This window comes from Acidovorax sp. GW835-FHT14G06 (assembly GCF_058793595.1).
This window is the reverse complement of sequence record NZ_JBXAGA010000003.1, coordinates 80,504-96,136: the sequence shown is the minus strand read 5'-3', so window position 1 is coordinate 96,136 and position 15,633 is coordinate 80,504. Positions and strand designations below refer to the sequence as shown.

At 60.1% G+C, this 15,633-nt stretch carries 19 protein-coding genes; 3 read left to right on the top strand and 16 right to left on the bottom strand.

The features are described from left to right. Positions 1–34: 34 nt before the first annotated feature. The 5 genes from AC1Q64_RS05565 to AC1Q64_RS05545 all read right to left on the bottom strand — a co-directional run bounded on the left by AC1Q64_RS05565 (position 35) and on the right by AC1Q64_RS05545 (position 2,336). A complete protein-coding gene (locus AC1Q64_RS05565; protein WP_288852058.1) occupies positions 35–706 on the bottom strand; it encodes a hypothetical protein in 672 nt (223 codons plus the stop codon). Positions 707–1,099: 393 nt separating this feature from the next. Next, positions 1,100–1,528 (bottom strand): hypothetical protein, encoded by a 429-nt coding sequence (locus AC1Q64_RS05560; protein ID WP_288852057.1) that lies wholly within the window; start codon positions 1,526–1,528, stop codon positions 1,100–1,102. A 24-nt stretch (positions 1,529–1,552) separates the two neighbouring features. Further along, entirely contained in the window at positions 1,553–1,882 is a 330-nt protein-coding gene (locus AC1Q64_RS05555) for a hypothetical protein (protein ID WP_288852056.1), read from the bottom strand. 76 nt (positions 1,883–1,958) lie between these two features. Continuing rightward, positions 1,959–2,093 carry a hypothetical protein gene (locus AC1Q64_RS05550; protein WP_255409640.1) on the bottom strand — a complete coding sequence of 45 codons (135 nt, stop codon included), beginning with the start codon at positions 2,091–2,093 and terminating at the stop codon, positions 1,959–1,961. A gap of 21 nt (positions 2,094–2,114) precedes the next feature. Then, complete coding sequence (locus AC1Q64_RS05545; RefSeq protein ID WP_100409567.1) at positions 2,115–2,336, bottom strand: hypothetical protein; 222 nt, start codon at positions 2,334–2,336, stop codon at positions 2,115–2,117. Between the two features lie 110 nt (positions 2,337–2,446). Here AC1Q64_RS05545 and AC1Q64_RS05540 point away from each other — a divergent pair, with 110 nt between their 5' ends. Then, positions 2,447–2,752 (top strand): helix-turn-helix domain-containing protein, encoded by a 306-nt coding sequence (locus AC1Q64_RS05540; RefSeq protein ID WP_288852055.1) that lies wholly within the window; start codon positions 2,447–2,449, stop codon positions 2,750–2,752. 32 nt (positions 2,753–2,784) lie between these two features. Here the strand turns inward: AC1Q64_RS05540 and AC1Q64_RS05535 are convergent, their stop codons facing one another. Further along, positions 2,785–3,669 (bottom strand): hypothetical protein, encoded by an 885-nt coding sequence (locus AC1Q64_RS05535; protein ID WP_492250714.1) that lies wholly within the window; start codon positions 3,667–3,669, stop codon positions 2,785–2,787. A 612-nt stretch (positions 3,670–4,281) separates the two neighbouring features. Here AC1Q64_RS05535 and AC1Q64_RS05530 point away from each other — a divergent pair. Then, positions 4,282–4,563: an H-NS histone family protein gene (locus AC1Q64_RS05530; RefSeq protein WP_288852052.1), complete on the top strand. Its 282-nt coding sequence runs from the start codon at positions 4,282–4,284 to the stop codon at positions 4,561–4,563. Positions 4,564–5,318: 755 nt separating this feature from the next. Here AC1Q64_RS05530 and AC1Q64_RS05525 read toward each other — a convergent pair. From AC1Q64_RS05525 to AC1Q64_RS05515, 3 genes are all read right to left on the bottom strand, one after another. Next, entirely contained in the window at positions 5,319–6,299 is a 981-nt protein-coding gene (locus AC1Q64_RS05525; protein ID WP_288852051.1) for a recombination directionality factor, read from the bottom strand. 131 nt (positions 6,300–6,430) lie between these two features. After that, a complete protein-coding gene (locus AC1Q64_RS05520; protein ID WP_288852050.1) occupies positions 6,431–7,444 on the bottom strand; it encodes a YqaJ viral recombinase family nuclease in 1,014 nt (337 codons plus the stop codon). Positions 7,445–7,609: 165 nt separating this feature from the next. Then, positions 7,610–8,611: a DUF932 domain-containing protein gene (locus tag AC1Q64_RS05515; protein ID WP_288852049.1), complete on the bottom strand. Its 1,002-nt coding sequence runs from the start codon at positions 8,609–8,611 to the stop codon at positions 7,610–7,612. Positions 8,612–8,849: 238 nt separating this feature from the next. Here AC1Q64_RS05515 and AC1Q64_RS05510 point away from each other — a divergent pair, with 238 nt between their 5' ends. Beyond that, a complete protein-coding gene (locus AC1Q64_RS05510) occupies positions 8,850–8,987 on the top strand; it encodes a hypothetical protein (protein ID WP_172727755.1) in 138 nt (45 codons plus the stop codon). A 515-nt stretch (positions 8,988–9,502) separates the two neighbouring features. Here AC1Q64_RS05510 and AC1Q64_RS05505 read toward each other — a convergent pair. The 7 genes from AC1Q64_RS05505 to AC1Q64_RS05475 all read right to left on the bottom strand — a co-directional run bounded on the left by AC1Q64_RS05505 (position 9,503) and on the right by AC1Q64_RS05475 (position 15,424). Then, the gene (locus tag AC1Q64_RS05505; RefSeq protein ID WP_069105678.1) at positions 9,503–9,853 is read right to left on the bottom strand and encodes a hypothetical protein; all 351 of its coding nucleotides are present in this window, start codon (positions 9,851–9,853) and stop codon (positions 9,503–9,505) included. 285 nt (positions 9,854–10,138) lie between these two features. Then, on the bottom strand, positions 10,139–10,681 hold the full coding sequence (locus tag AC1Q64_RS05500; RefSeq protein WP_492250713.1) for an Rrf2 family transcriptional regulator: 543 nt from the start codon (positions 10,679–10,681) through the stop codon (positions 10,139–10,141). A gap of 60 nt (positions 10,682–10,741) precedes the next feature. Continuing rightward, positions 10,742–11,236 carry a hypothetical protein gene (locus AC1Q64_RS05495; protein WP_108500008.1) on the bottom strand — a complete coding sequence of 165 codons (495 nt, stop codon included), beginning with the start codon at positions 11,234–11,236 and terminating at the stop codon, positions 10,742–10,744. Further along, on the bottom strand, positions 11,233–12,558 hold the full coding sequence (locus tag AC1Q64_RS05490) for a hemolysin family protein (protein WP_492250712.1): 1,326 nt from the start codon (positions 12,556–12,558) through the stop codon (positions 11,233–11,235). The genes AC1Q64_RS05495 and AC1Q64_RS05490 overlap by 4 nt, the downstream gene beginning before the upstream one ends. Positions 12,559–12,742: 184 nt before the next feature. Next, on the bottom strand, positions 12,743–13,084 hold the full coding sequence (locus tag AC1Q64_RS05485) for a hypothetical protein (RefSeq protein WP_288851644.1): 342 nt from the start codon (positions 13,082–13,084) through the stop codon (positions 12,743–12,745). Positions 13,085–13,960: 876 nt separating this feature from the next. After that, a complete protein-coding gene (locus AC1Q64_RS05480) occupies positions 13,961–14,644 on the bottom strand; it encodes a heavy metal response regulator transcription factor (protein ID WP_108500232.1) in 684 nt (227 codons plus the stop codon). 252 nt (positions 14,645–14,896) lie between these two features. Next, a complete protein-coding gene (locus tag AC1Q64_RS05475; protein ID WP_288851643.1) occupies positions 14,897–15,424 on the bottom strand; it encodes a DUF4148 domain-containing protein in 528 nt (175 codons plus the stop codon). Positions 15,425–15,633 lie beyond the last annotated feature (209 nt).

Genomic DNA, 15,633 nt, shown 5'->3' with positions numbered 1-15,633 from the left:
GCTCGTCGATGTCGAACGAGCACGTAGCGCTCGTTCACAACACCTCAAACCTAGCAGCTGCTAGTGCGTACTCTTTTAGGTCCGTGTCGATCTCCGGCCGTTGTGCAAGGTAAGCACCGATCAAAGGGCTCGTCTCTGGGTGACGCAGGTGCCCCAGTCCGTGTAGCGCTGCCATCTGACATTCCTCCGAAGGTAGTCGCAGTATTTTGCCCAACGTATCGAACATCACGTCTTGCATCTGCTCATCCTCGCCTCCTTTGCCTCTTGCGCGAATGCCGCAGTCCCAATCGTAGGCAAGTGAATCCCACCACATATCTGCAGCGGTCTCGAGTGAAATTTTAGAGAACAGCTGTTCGTACAAGTGGAACATTGACCGAACACAACTCTCACGGATATCAAACGGCAATGCTTGATCCCAAATGACCTCCGGTATCCCACATTGGAGGTTGGAGCTTTGGATCGCCCAGAACCCCTGGTTTAGTTGTTCCGAGGAATAGTTCTCCAAAACCGTATTCGGCGTCGTGAACAGCGCAATGTAGAAGGAAGCAATTTGCGTGGGGTCGAAAGCGACCTCAGCACGCCAGTGCCACGGCTTCGGCGCACCGTTCTCCTGCATCGAGATCGGGACTACTTCGCGGTCGAAGAGAAAGCCCACAAATTCACCAAATGTCGCGTTCCGAAGGTCGTATGGATCGTAGTCGTCCATGAAAGCTTGAAATGGTTGGTTGACGCTTTGGCTACAGCCACCGACTCGCTCCATGACTAGTTTGGGTTACTCATGAGGCGCTTTCGCAATGATCAAATGACCGCTGTTGGCCGATAGTACCCATCCGCGCGGACGAAGCGAGCGTCCGCAGCCAGCCTGAAGCAGCCGTATTGACCATTTTTCAGCTGCATTCGTTCGCTTCATCCCATCCAAAGCAATCACCTCCCACTGGAAGCCCTCGCTTCTTATCTTTTGTGGGACGACCATCAGCGCCACCCCCCGAGCTGCGTTCACATCTGCTCAGACCAAAAAAAGAAGCCACAATAAAAAAGGGACCAGGCCACAGCCTAGTCCCCTTCAACAAGTAGTGGCCAACGCCACATTCGCCAGGCCTCACCCCAGCCTGCACAACTCCATGTTTACCTTGACGAGCTCTGACTCGTGAACCCACCCGAGGGTGGAGTTCGGACCAAACTCGGCGTCATGGACTCCCTTCAACTGCACCCACTCCTGAAACCGCCCCACCACCCGCAAGGTAAACCCCTTCATCAGGATCATCTTGGGCTTGGTGTCCTCGTACGGCACAGCAGTCTCAAATACCCGCGTGCCTACAAACACCGTACGGTTCTTCACCTCCTTGCTCAGCGGCCGCACGCAAGCCGAAGTCTCCGGCTGTGGTGACTGCGCCCATGCGCCTTGCACCAGCAACGCACACAAAAGGCCGCCAGCTAGCAATAGGGCAGGGCAGGTAACTCCCTGGAGGTGCCTAGGAATTGCTTTCGTTCCAACATCTTGAACCTGCTTATTTTTTGTTGTCTTCATTGCATATCTCCTTTCCGCGCCAGTTCAGCGCCCGTGTTTCTGAACACACTCGATCAAAGCCTTCGCAAAATCTGCCTGCAGGGTCTGCAGCGGAATCCCGCCCCGGCTCTCCGCAAACTCATCCAGGTTCTTGAGGTCGTAGCGCTCGCCCATCTTGTCCACCGCGCACTGACAGGTCTTCTTGCTGCTGCCCCCATCAGTGCAGCCCTTGACCATCATTCGTTCCGTCTTGGAGCCAGAACACCCCACCAAAGCCAGCACGGCACCCAACGTGAGTGCTGTGATCGCACCCCTGGACCCACGGATCCAGCTTTGCAGACCCACTAGCTGCGCCCCCGTCATTCCGAATCGCATAACCCCTCCTTGTGTAAAAAAACGCACGCCCAGCCCTCCAGGCGCGCTCATCGTTCTGTTCCCAACTCAAAGCCCTTCACCGCTTTCCACTGTTGGCCATCCCAATCAGCAGCCAGAGCACGATCACTCCCAGCCCGAACCAGAAGCCCAGCGAGGCAAAGAACAGGTAGACCATCAAACACACCAAAATCACCTGTGCCAAAAACGCCATGGTGCTTTCTCCTGTCCAGCCTTAACTGGCCATCACAAACGCCACCATGGCAACGATCAGTAAGCCCCCAATGAACTTGCCCAGTCCTGGCAACACCATCACAGGCCACACCAACCCCTGGCCCAGGTGGTACGCAAAACTTCGGTAGGGCTCATCCCCCCAGTTGTTGGCATAGATCGCATACAGCAGCCCGAACAAGAAATACCCCACCACCACCCAACGACCCCAAGCAAACCGCTTCATGGCAATTCCTCCTAAAGTTGAAGCACTAACCACTCAAAATTCCCACGGAGCGCACAAATAGTGATGCAAACTCCGTAGATGCAAAGAAGGCAAAACCGCATCCTCCCGCGGTGTCTGCCAAACCCACGCCCCCGACCCATCTGCCCGACCCGGGCAACGTTCGCGAAATCCTCGCGTACTGGATTCGGCTACTGCGTGTAGAAAAAGGTTGGTCCCAAGAGCGCCTGGCCCACGAGTGCGAACTCGACCGCACCTATGTCTCGGCGGTTGAGCGCTGCCGCTGGAACATCGCCCTGGCCAACATCGAGCGCCTGGCTCAGGCTCTGGGTGTAGAGCCCTGGACCCTGCTCAAACCCCCAGAGCAAGCGACCAAGCCCGCACGCAAAGCTGCCCGAAAGACCCCTGCCAAAGCTTGAGCCTGCGGTCGAACGCAAAAGTACAAGCCTCTTCATTGCGAAGTCACCGGCTTCCCGTCCCGCGTGAGCGACCCCTGCTGGTACACAAACTCCACCAGCTTCTGAGCCGCCTTGCGCTGCTCTTCCTCGGGCTCGAACGGTCCGGCAAATCCCAGCATCCGGATGGACAGCTTGGGAGCCTGATTCGGTTTCTCCTCGACCACAGCAAACACCAAGTCGGAGCAAGACCCAAACTTCGGAGACACCTGCACCCCCTGGGCCGATACCACCAGAACCTGGAACAGGGCAGGGCAGGCGGTTCCCGATCCGCTTTGCAGCAACAGCACATCCTCTGCCCCCACCGGGGCATTACGCACGATGCTCACAGGCTCTTCCTGAGCGGGTAGAACGGTCTGCCCATTCACCAGCACCGCAGAATCACCCTCCTGAACCACCACATCCCCAAACCGGGTCTTGACCCGGGCCTCAGGTGCCTCCAGTGCCGATTCCACACGGGCAGGGCCCGCATCGATCATTCCCAACCAGGCGGAAGGCGACACACTGAAGCCCAGCTCGGTGAGGACCTTCGTGGCCGGTGCCTGCCCATCCAGCGGCCTGGCGCGTACCCCCTCCACCAGACACGGCATGTTCTGCACACACTGCGACAAAAGCCGCTGACCCAGGGCACTCTTTGGATCGAACACAAACGCCACCAGATCCCCCGTCTCCGGGCTCACCTCGAACACAGCCCCCTTTTCACCCCGGCGATCCAGAACCCCACCGATCTCCAGAAACCCCGAAACCGTCTGCACCGGCAACTCCGGCGTCTCGGCCTCCTTGCGCTGGCAACCGCCCAGCGACCCAGCCAGGCCCAACACCGCTAACGAAACAACCACCAGGCTGGGCGCAAGCCGCACCCTTCTTCTCATGGACTGCATAAAACTCCCTCTCTGTTAGTAAATGATATGTGATGCAAATGCATCAATTGAACGCCAACCAAAGACCATCGGTTGACCGATTGCTGAACGGGCAGGGATGGGGAAGTGGCTGCGAGATCTTTGCCGCAGCTCAGCCGCTACCGTGTGAGATGTTCCATATGGAGCGTGACATCCCTGCCCGTGACCAGCTGACTCCCTGCGCATCTGCGCAAACGCTGGTGCCTTGGTACGATCCCCAGAATCCCAAACCAAGAACCCATCAAGAACAAGTCCCCTGAGTGAAGAACCTGAGTCCCGCCTTCTCGATGAATCCGTCCCCCACCCGAAACTGCTGTGGATACTGTGGTGCCACCAGCTACCACCGGGTGGTCGCACGCGATGACGCCGGAGTCATGCGCTATACCGAAGTCCTGCGTTGCACAGGTTGCGGCCGGGAATACGCCAACCTGCAGGTATGGCGCCAGGGCGACACCCAAGAATCCGTGACTCCCCCCGTTGCAACTGCCCACTGAGCATTCCTGGGCTCCAGTTCGCGTAGAGTGATCCCTGTGCCTAAAAGGTCCTCCTTGGACCCAATCACAACAGCCCAGCACTCATTCCCAACGCATCCCCATGCCCAGCTACGCAGAACTCCTCGCCCAGAAAAAACTCCTCGACGAACAAATCGCCAACGCCAAGAAGGCCGAGTCCGAACAGGCCCTCCAAACCGTCCTGCAACTCGTTCAGGAATTCGGCTTCACGGCCCAGCAGGTCTTCCCCTGGAAACCGAGCAAACCCAAGAAGAAGGTGGAAGCAAAGTACCGGGATCCCGAGACTGGTGCCACCTGGTCCGGCCGGGGTAAGCCGCCCCAGTGGATTGCAGGCAAGGAGCGCACTCCCTTTGTGATTGCCTGATCGGGACTGCAAAAGAGCCAGGCAGCGTCTAGACACTGCCTGACGTACCGCCAGATCACTGGGCGCTCTAGCCCTTGCCGGGAGACAGTGAGATCGCCGAGAGGACGAACCCGCAGTCCAGGTTGCCCTCCACCGTCCGCGCCGACCACACGTTACGACACTCCGCCACCCGTACAGCCGCCTCGTGGTACGGATAGGCCCCTGGAACCAGGCACTGGTTGTGCCCCAATCCCCATCCGGGATGCACCTGGGTGTCCACGACGAGGAGTCCGGACGCCTTCGTGCACACCACACTGCCTGATCCATCCCCCACCGGACTCCAAGGTCCCTCCACCCCCACTACCAACCTCCATTGAGGAGGAGGGCAGGGCCGGCGAGGAGCTCCCCGCACCTCCCTGGCAATCGACTGCCACAGCAGCAGCACCAGACCACCCCGGTGAACCGCGTCGTGGCACAGCGCCAGCAAGTCTGAAGGTGCTTGCTCCCAGACGAGCTGAGCATGGAGCCCCGGCACAAGTCGCTGTGCATGGCGTAGTACCCCAGCTGCACTGGTCACAGTTGGTACTGCTACCCGCTGGCCGGTGAGCAGGGCCACTGCCTGCTGCAGTGCCACTGCCCCCGTGCGATGCGGCGGTGCTCGGTGCCTCACCAGAATCCCAGGAAGCACCTTGGCACCTGGTGCTGAATCCGGCCCACTGCGATAGCAAGGCACCGTCTCCATCACCAGTCCCACGGCATAGCGCCGAACCAGCCCTTCAGGCACCTGCATGGGAAACCCCAGGATCACCTGTTGCGATGGCACGCACTCCCAGCGCTTCCTGCTTGCGATGCAGTTTGCCGCGCAGCGAGATCGGCGCAGGTGCTAGCTCAGCTCCACCCTCTCTATCTCCCTCCGCATCGGAATCCGGATAGAACTCTTCGACGACCCCTACCCCTTCCTCTTCCGATTCCTCGAACTCCCCTAGGGCCAAACCCTGGCGTGCCGCTTCATCGAGCGCCACCTGATCCAGACCCAGCGCAGCCTGTTGCTCGCGTTCCTGCCGTGTCAATGCCACGACCTGGGCCAAGCTGCTTCCCGCTCTCAGCGTCAGATCCACGTAGTAGATCGGTGTGCGGTGCGACAGCGTGGTGGACTTGCCCCGCAGCCGAAGCTCCAAGGGCAACCCGGCCAGCAACCCACCCGACACCGCAAACAGATACCGCAGCCGAGCCGACAGCGTCCGGATGCTGTTGAAGCCCGTCGTCCGAAACACAAAGCTGCCCAGTTCATCGCCACTCATACCCGCCATACCTGCTTCGGTATTCCCCTCAGCCTCCACCCGCACATGCAGCCGTCCATACGGCTTGCAGTTCCCGTCTTGGGCCAGCGGACACACCGCAGGCGAAGGGCAGGGCAGGGACTGCATCCCCGACAGGGTCACCCGCTTGCAGCTTTCTCCATCTCCCACACACAGTGGTCGTCCCGTGGCCCGATCAAACATCGTGTAGTTCGCCCGCAGACTCAGGTCCGGATCATCAAACAGCAGCCGCACCGGAATGCTGCGCAGCTTGGCCCCTGGCTCCTTGCGCAACTGGGCGTCTACGGGATGTGGCACCCACCCCTCCTTGTTCTGGACCTGGCTGGTCAGCGTGAACTCATCGTCCTTCTCCGGAAGACGGCGTCCTGCCTTCTCCACCACCCGCCCAATCGCAATGCGCCCGATCACGGGCGGTGTCAAAGCCAAACCTTTGAGCATGTGAATCTCCTTGTTGAATGTGAACACCCCCAAAACACAACGGGCCTCACCGTCTCCGATGAAGCCCGTCTGGGGATGCGTGTATGAAAATGAATTGAATGAACCTGGGCCCCGATGTTCCCGGCCGACCTTCAGGTCTGCACCAGAAACCTCCGACTCCCTGGCTTGGTCACCGTGTAGGCCTTCACGATCTCCGGCTGCTCCTTGGCCAGCCGCGCTGTATCCAGCTGTGTCCCGTCCCGGCTGCGTTTGAAACTCACCTCACCGTTCTCGAACACCGCCCGGCTCGAATCCCCCATGCGCTGCTGAATGGTTTGCTTGAGTTGGGCTTCCAGCGCCGTGTTGGTGGCCAGCACCTCCCGCACCGCCAACAGGTCTGAGAACACCGCCCCCATCACCAGGTCATGCTTGAGGTTCAGGGTGAAACCCGTGTCCCGGGGATACAGCGCCCGCAAAGCCCGGTCTGCCGAATCCGACCCATCGGCTGGCGGCGCCTGGCCCCGTTCCACATAACCCCAGAACTCCCGCTCCAGGGTGATGAGCTGGGCGATCAGCTCCTCATCCCGCTCGATGCGAAAGATCTGCAGCTCCTGGCCCCCGAGCAACACCGCCACGTCCGCAGCCTGTTTGCCCGTCACGGCCAACTGGTGCTGCACCTGCAACTGCACATACTCCGGCACCCCATCGCGCCAAAGCCAGGCCCCTTGAATGCCTGCGGTCTTGCACTCAAGCAATTGGACATCGGTTGCCCCAAGGACCTCCCGGTCGATATTGGCCAGCATCCAAGGATGCTCAGGATGCTGCAGCACCGCATTAATGCGCCGCACCCGGTTACCCGTGCGGCGCGTGTAGTGCGCCGCCACGATGGGCTCCAGGAGAGATCCCCAGTACATCGGACTCAGATCGTCCGCACCCCCATCCCCCGGTGGGGCGACAGGCGCACGACCGGTCTTCTCCATCCAGAGCTCCAGTTGCGACTGGTAGGGATTGAGCCCCACCGCCGCCGCCGCATCCGAACTGCCAATGCCTCCTTGGCGGACCTGCAACCACTGATCGCGATCCAGGTCCTGGGTCTTGACCAGCCTGAGAGCTGGGCGGGGTTTGGTGGAGGAAGTCCCCACCGGTGAAACAACAGGTTGAACCATGCTGACTCCTTGAATGTGAAAAAAACGAATACCAGCACCGCCCCCAGAAAAACAAAGACCCCGGTCCACTGAAGGAGCCGGGGTCTATGCCGTTAAGGGCGATGGAGGTGAATGGATAAGGCGCGAGACAAAAAACAGGATGTGCCGCCAGAACGGCAGGCACCATCACGACGCCAACTGCAAGGCCTGCTCCAGAGCCCGCTGCTTGAGCGTGGCCCCCTGACCAAACCAGGCACTGTCCAGTCGGTACTCCTGACTGCGCGCCCGGCGCTCGTGGTCCACAAACTCGGTGACGGCGCACAAGAGGCCCCAGGCCGTGCCCTTGGCGGCTGCCAACTCCGCGCCCCGGCCCTGGCCCTCGTACATGGCCTGCACCTTCTTGAGGGCACGTTCGTTGGTCAGACCTGCAGACGCATCCGCATGAGCATCCGTCTGGCACAGCACCTTGAGGAAGTAGTTCATGGACTCATGGCTCTTGACCCTGCGCTCGGACAAGGTCTTCATGCGGTACATGAAACCGTCCCACTGGGAGACGGCAATCCCCAACTGCTTCTTGACCGCCTGCGCATCAAAGCTGGTGCTGTGGGGCACCTTGATCGCGCTCGATGTTCCGGACAGCGCAATCGAGAGGGTGTTGTTGCAAACCACGCGCACCGTCGTCGGTGTGGCCGTGGTGGCCAAAGTCCCGTCGCAGGACGTGGCCAGCAGCAGATAGCCATTGACCAAATCGTTGCCCTTCAAAGCTGAGGACTTGCCAGTGCGAGCCAGAGCCCAGAACTTGCGCCCGGCCTTGAGAACCCCGGCCGTCTCCAGCTCATAACCAGAGACTTCCGTCAGATCCCGGTAGAACTCCAGTACCTGCTTGGGCTGCACCACCTGGTAGCGGGCGCTGACCACCGACAGAGGAGCTTTGGTATCGCTGCGGTACAGCACCTTCTGATCGGGGAACTCCATGGGTTCGCCATAGAGGTCCGAGACAGAAGAGGATGTACCGACTGCAGAAGCAGATTCCGTGGCCATGTAGCGCACGGGGGTCTCGCGGATGGTCCAGTCCATGCCCGCTTCACGGGCCCAGACATCGATGGGTTGTTTGGCGGGCAGTTGCTGACCCAGGTTGTGCCAAGGGGTCTCACCGACATAGGCCATGGTTTGAACGAGATGTGCCATTGAAATACTCCTTGAAGAAATGGAAGAAAGAACAAGAAAACGAAAGACCGACAACACGAAAACCACCCACCCATAGCTGCGCCACTGCGTGTCTCCGAAGAGCACACGGCTGGAACAAGGAACCAGGGCAGGGGAGTGAGAGAGGAAGAGAGAAAGGAAAAGCCAAAGAAGCGCGAGGCCGAGGAGTCAGCAGGACGAGGACCGCCGAAACACCTCACTCGCGTGGAGGGCCAAAGGTGTGGCCGCATTCCAGGCAGCGGTAGTTGGCGAGGCAGTTCTGATCGACGGCTTCACCGATCTTGCTGCCGACTTCGCAACCGATGGCGCCGCCCACCAGGCCACCGAGGGCGGCACCGGCGAGACCGCCAAGGACTGACCCTGCAGGACCGGCGAATGCGCCGAAAGTAGCGCCCAGTCGGGCACCGCGCAGTGCACTGGCGGCACCACTGGCAGCGCCTGCGATAGCGCCGACAGCGCCACCAGCAGTGCGACCGAGATCGCGGGATTCCAATCGTGGGGATTGGCATTGGGGACAGGTAAGCATGGAAATCTCCTTGAAAGAACATGCGTGTTGAAGAACCAGGGAACCGAGACATAAATACCAACCGGCAGCCCCAAAAAGCAAAAGCCCCGGATGCGTGAACACACGGGGCTGAAGAGGGGGCAGATGGCTGAGCCGAGAAACAGAAGGACAGAAAACCCCGACCAAGACGGCATAAAGCCCGGCAGCTCGAAATGAGCGTGCCGGGCTTTATGGAAGTTGAGCCGCTGCCAAAGGGCAGATGGTGGTCAGGTCACTGGGGTGATATGTGACTGAAGAAATTTAGGATCGAGGAAAAAGACACCTCCAGGGAGATGTGAAGAGCCATTGAAGCGCATTGCCAAAGGGTCTCAAGCCGCGGTGGGCTGCGGTTGGACGCTCGATGAAGGCCCCTCCACGCTGAGGATGCATTGCCGCACGGAACGCATGATGGAGATGGTCTGCATGGATCGATCCTTTGCGTGGATGGCAAAGCAATGGCGGCCGTACTTGCCCTGGATCACACGAATCTGTGCGTCAGATGCGGGAGGCTGAGGAGTTTGCTGTGCACTGTGTATCAGGCGTTTGATCTCGAGTTGATCGGGGTCTGATACTGATTGGCCTGGCTGATGGCGGTGCAGGATCTCTCGGTAGAAGAGGCTGGCTTTGTTGATGCTCGGAAAGTCTTGGCCGTCGATGTGGACGGGGATTCTGGATGGCATGGGAACTCCACGGGTCGCGGGGACCGTTGTTGTTGAACAAGTGGAGTGGCCCGGGCTACTGTGAACCACTCACAGTATTGGGGGGCTCTTGAGCCGCGTGACTCGTTTCAGAGGGTTGCTTCAGGCTGGTTGCCGTCGCTCAGTTTTGGCCTGCCAATGTCGGTAGTTGCCGATACCCGACCTTCGTTCACCATCCTCGACTGGCGCCAGAAAACATAGGGTAACGTGCACCTGCAGTCCTTCTAGACGGCGGATCACGGCTCAAAGGGGGCTCTGAGCTGAGTGCTATCTCGCCCTCAGAGTCCTACCCAGCGCAAAAACCGAATTCGTAACATTTCCAGTAGGGAGCTGCCGCTCTGGATGGAGTGGGCGTCTTTTGGGGGCAGGCGCTGACGGGCGCAGTCCTTCCTTGATGTCCCCCTTTTCAAGATGCTCTCTCACCACATCGGCCAGAGAGACGGACTGCAGATAGTCATCCACGGTTTGATGGAATGCTCGCCACAGATCATGGGTTATTGCCCCTTGCCGGGCGTTCATCGAGTCACGCTCGCAGGACACACCTCTTAGTTCCCCTTGCTCGGAGGCCCTTGCGATGTCGGCAACGGTGATGTCGGACGCGTTCCGAGCCAATTTGTATCCACCACCTGGCCCTCGCGTGCTCGCGACCAGTCCTGCTTGACGCAGCGCGCTGAACAGCGTTTCAAGGTAAGACAGTGAAATACCTTGCCGCTTTGCAATGGTAGACAGCGCAACGGGCCCATGGACGTCACGTACAGCGACATCCGCAATAGCAATGAGCGCAAACCTGCTTCGTGTCGTCAGACGCATGCATTGCTCCCTTCATGGTGCTGTTTCACGGTATCAGTCTGATCGTTGTCTAGTACCGAATCACGCATCAGTACAACCCTTCTCTACCATTCGCAGAATCCTGGCCATCCCGATGGCCTGCGCCCATTCCTGGGCTGCCAGGACCGTGGTCTCGCCCTCGGAGGCTGGGCGGGCGGGTTTGACTTCAACATCGAACGTCTCGTCTGTCTTGTTCGTTGCCACCTTGACGCTTGCACCAAGAAGCGGGATATCGATGGCCGGACGCGGACCTGCCGCACCATCGACATCGATGCGCAAAACACAACCAGGAAGGAGGTCGTAGCTCCACTGGCGTTCGGGGTGGGCTTCTTCGCCAATCGCGTTCATGGAGGCAAGGCGCTGGTCTTGGGTCATGTCCAGCGGGTCAATGGCAGGTATTTCGTGCTGCGGGTAGCCATCCATACACGCAGCGCTCGAGAACACGGCCAACATTGCAAACAACAGGCGCCAGCCCTGCCACGACGTCTTGCGGCAAGTGCCAGTCAGCATGATGCCGCTGGACAGTTGCAGTCTCACGATGGCATCTCCTGCAGGGCCTCAGCCTTTGCTGTCTGGGGAACGCGTGTCGCCAGGATCTTGTCGATGGTCTTGCCATCCATGTCCACCACTTCCAGCTTCCAGTCCTCCCACTGCACGGTGTCGGTCACCTTGGGCAGGCGGCCGGTCAGCAGCATGATCATGCCGCTGAGCGTGTGGTAGCGGCCGCGTTCCTCTTCGGGCACGGCATCCAGATTCAGGCGGTCTTTCAGCTCGGGCACGGGGATGTGCCCGTCCAGCAGCCAGCTGCCGTCCTCGCGCTGCAGCGCCCACGAGGTCTCGGGGTCGCGCGGCTGGAACTCGCCGGTGATGGCCTCGATCAGGTCCTGCAGCGTGACGATGCCCTGCACCTCGCCGTATTCGTCGATCACAAACGCCATGTGCACGTCCGACAGGCGGAAGTTGTCCAGCAGCTCCATGCCCGTGATGGTCTCGGGCACATACAGCGCCGTCTGCAGCGGCTGGTCGGCCAGGCCGCCGCGCGCCTTGTCGCGCAGCGTGCGGGACAGCCATTGGCGCGCATTGATCACGCCCAGGATGTTGTCCATTCCACCGCGCACCACCGGGAAGCGTGCGTGGTCGGACTCTTCGATGCACTTCAGGTTTTCTTCAAACGGAGCATCGATGTCCAGGCACACCACATCGCCGCGCGGCACCATCAGCGAGCCGATCTGGCGGTCGTCCAGGCGGAACACGTTGCGCACCATGGTGTGCTCGTGCGACTCGATCACACCGGCCGTCGTGCCTTCGACCAGCATGGCGTGGATCTCTTCTTCGGTCACCGGGCTGCCGCTGGTTTCCTTCACGCCCAGCAGGCGCAGCAGGGTGCGCGTGGACGTGGACAGCAGCAGCACAAACGGCTTGGTGGCCAGTGCCAGAAAGTTGATGGGCCGCGCCACCAGGCGCGCAAAGGTCTCGGGGTACGACTGGCCGATGCGCTTGGGCACCAGCTCGCCCACCACGATGGAGAAGTACGTGATCAGCACCACCACCAGCCCGGTGGCCGCGTAGCCGCCGTAGGGCAGCGGCACGCCCAGGCGCTCCAGCCACGATGCCAGCGGCGCTGCCAGGGCAGCCTCGCCCACGATACCGTTCAGCACGCCAATGGACGTGATGCCGATCTGGATGGTGGAGAGAAAACGCGTGGGGTCTTCGCCCAGCTTCACGGCAGCGGCGGCACCGCTATCGCCCTCATCAATCAGCTTTTGCAACCGCACCTTGCGGGCCGTGACCAGAGCGATCTCTGACATGGCAAACAGGCCCCTGAGACAGATGAGGGCAAAGAGTATGGCAATTTCCATGATGGAGTTTTTTTGCGGTTTGCATGGTCGCAGCCACTAAATCGATGTGGGTAGCGCCTTGGCAGAGAGGGACAGATGAAGCAGCGGACGTGTCTTGTGCTGAAGCTCAGGAACAGCAGAAGACCATCAAAAAGGGCGGCAGCGGGTGACACTGGCCCTGCGCGCAACTGCGCGGTGCAAAGAATCAGGCGAGGTAGCCTGTCAGCCTGGGCGGCTTGTGGGGTGGATCGACGACAGCAGACAGCACTGGGGCGGCACCTGTGGAAGCCACATCCTTCGTGTTGGTGCCGCCTGAACTGGTTCGCCGTTGCGGCTCCAGCTTATCCGGGAGATCGCCCTTGTCGTCCATCAAGGCGTGGTCGTCCGCGTCAGAAAAGGCGAGGGGTGTTCCTGGGCCACTGGGCGTACTGCGCTCCACTACCTCGGTACCCTGCGGAACAGAGACGGGCGGATTCAAACCGGCGGCAGACAAACCCACACACAAAAGAAAGTGGAGAATCAAAACCGCGATGAAGCGCCGTAGCATGGTGCGGAAATTATAGAGACCACTCGGCTGACCCCTGGTGAGCCTAATGTGGGCTTAGGATGAGCGCAGAGCCCAAGCAACCTAGTGCATCTGCACACTACTTGGATTCGCGTCCCATCAGGAGTGCGTTTTCAATTCGAATGCGGCTTGCCTCGCGGAGCCTCTGCATGCCCAAATCGCAAGCCATTGCCATCACAGATTTTCGTTCTGAGAGCCCTCGGTGCAACACCCAGCGGGCAAGCGACAAAGGCTACGCCGTACAGATTTCTTCGACGCTGCGGGCGCTGTCATCGTCCGCTGGACGACGGAAGGGTATTTCCTCACACGGCTCAATTTCACGAGGCCAGTAGAAGGTCCCACCGGTTTCCTCTGTGGTTTTAAAAAGCTGTTGCGCTACCTTCACGATCCGTTCCTGAATTCGACTATTCGTGACCCTCTATAAACGGTGAGTCGCGGCAGTGCGGCTGCTGCGCTAAAACACATCTGTATTAGAGGTGACACGTGCGAGGATGGAGCATCGCCCGATGCCTGGTGGCAGGCAATCCATTCCGCATGGAACACTCCAATGTTGACGGCGGGATTCAGTGGCAGATTCAACCGGTCGATGCCGCACATTCGCTGAATACCTCAGCGGGTGTGTGGAAGCCTGGTGTCTTGAGCGACCTCTCATTCAATGGTCTCGCCATGGCCTTCAGCCGAAGCTGTGAGAGGTCCGAGAGATTCATGCCCTTGGGCATGTGCTACCTGAGTAAGCAGTTCGAGTTTGCGTTGCTTCCGCCAGCACTACGTGCCTCGGCCCCGCATACAGCACCTCATCCGTGCCGCCTGCGGGGCGCCTCAGGCGCTGCGCAGAGCTCGGCATTCTCATGCTGCTGGTCAGGAGCGCTCTTCCATGACATAGCCCATGCCTCTTACCGTGTGGAGCAATGGCTTGTCGAAGTTCACGTCCATTTTTGTGCGCAGCCTTCGGATTGCGACTTCCACAACGTTGGTGTCGCTGTCAAAGTTCATGTCCCACACCTGCTCGGCAATCTCAGTGCGGGAAAGCACTTCGCCCTTGCGGCGAAGGAACAGCGCTAGCAGCAGAAACTCCTTGGCGGTCAGCTCGATGCGCTGGCCCGCGCGCGAGGCCTTCCGCCGAATCAGATCGAGTTCCAGGTCTGCGAGGCCCAGCACTGTGGGTTCCCCTGCATCCCGAGCACCATGGGTACGGCGCAGCAGCACCTGTACGCGGGCGCACAACTCCGAGAATGCGAAGGGCTTGACCAGGTAGTCATCTGCGCCGGTCTGCAGTCCTCGCACCCTGTCTTCAACGCTGACACGCGCCGTGAGCATGAGCACGGGGGTCTGCCTGGTCTTGCGCAAGGCCATCAACAGCGTGAACCCGTCGATGCCTGGAAGCATCCCATCAAGAATCACGAGGTCGTGTGCACCCTCCAGAGCCATGTGCAGACCATCCACGCCGTTGTGAACCACATCGACGTTGTAGCCGGCTTCGCCAAGTCCTTTGCGCAGGTACTCGGAGAGCTTGACCTCATCTTCAATGAGCAGGATTTTCATTCAACGATTTTCCGAGATATCGGGCTTTTGCAGATCAATAACTTGTAACTCCGGTGCGCGCGCCCGGCTGCGATCCGCGCCCGGAGAAGGTCCTGGTGCCGCACAGGTCAACTTAGCTAGGGGCGGGCTCAAAGGCCAAGCTGCCGCTGCCACCATGCGGTGGCGCGGCAGCGCTTTGGGGTCGCCTGATCAACGACTTCTCTTGTACTCCACGAACAGGCTACCAGGGAGCCTTATGCACTTGAGACTCAATCACATACCCTGGCTTCCGCCGCCCTTGAAGCTGCGCTCTGCCGCAACATCCTGGGTGTCTCGGTACAGGCCAGGGAACACCTCCTTGAGCATGCGCCCGTCTTCGCCATTGACCGCGACCTCGCCCTTGGCGATGGCCTGGGCCAGCTCTTCCTTGACCTGATCGCGCGTCTTCGAGGGGCCCGCAACCAACCGCTGGGTCGGGTATTGCCCGGGAGCAACTTCATTGAGCTTGATGCCGGACTCGCCAGCGGCGAGCATCTCGCCGCTCTGGATGGCCTGGTTCAACTCGCGGAGCACCTGGTCACGCGACTTGGAGGCGGTGGGGGCTGGTGCTGGAGGATATGCACGGGGATTGATCTTCCGCATCGGCAAGCTGGCCTCGCCGGCCGAGAGCATGGTGCCGTCGCGCATGGCCTGCAAGGTTTCAGCGCGGACTTGTTCGCGGGTGAGCGGCGCGGCCTGCTCCGAGGCGAATGCCGGTGCAGCTGCGAAGGATGCGATCAACAGTGCGGTGGTGAGTTTCATGGTCATACCTTTCAATGAAAGAATCTGCTGGGGAATCTGAGTTGAGAGAGCGCCGCGGGGGCTGTTGGCTCGCCTCAGTCGACCTAGTGGTGGCGGCTCATTGGCCGTGCCGCGCATGCGGTGCGGTGCTCGGATCCAAAGAAAAGCTCACTGGCAAAGATCAGGCTGAGCAAGTCGATTGAGCGACGAAACTTCATGGTGTTCTCCTG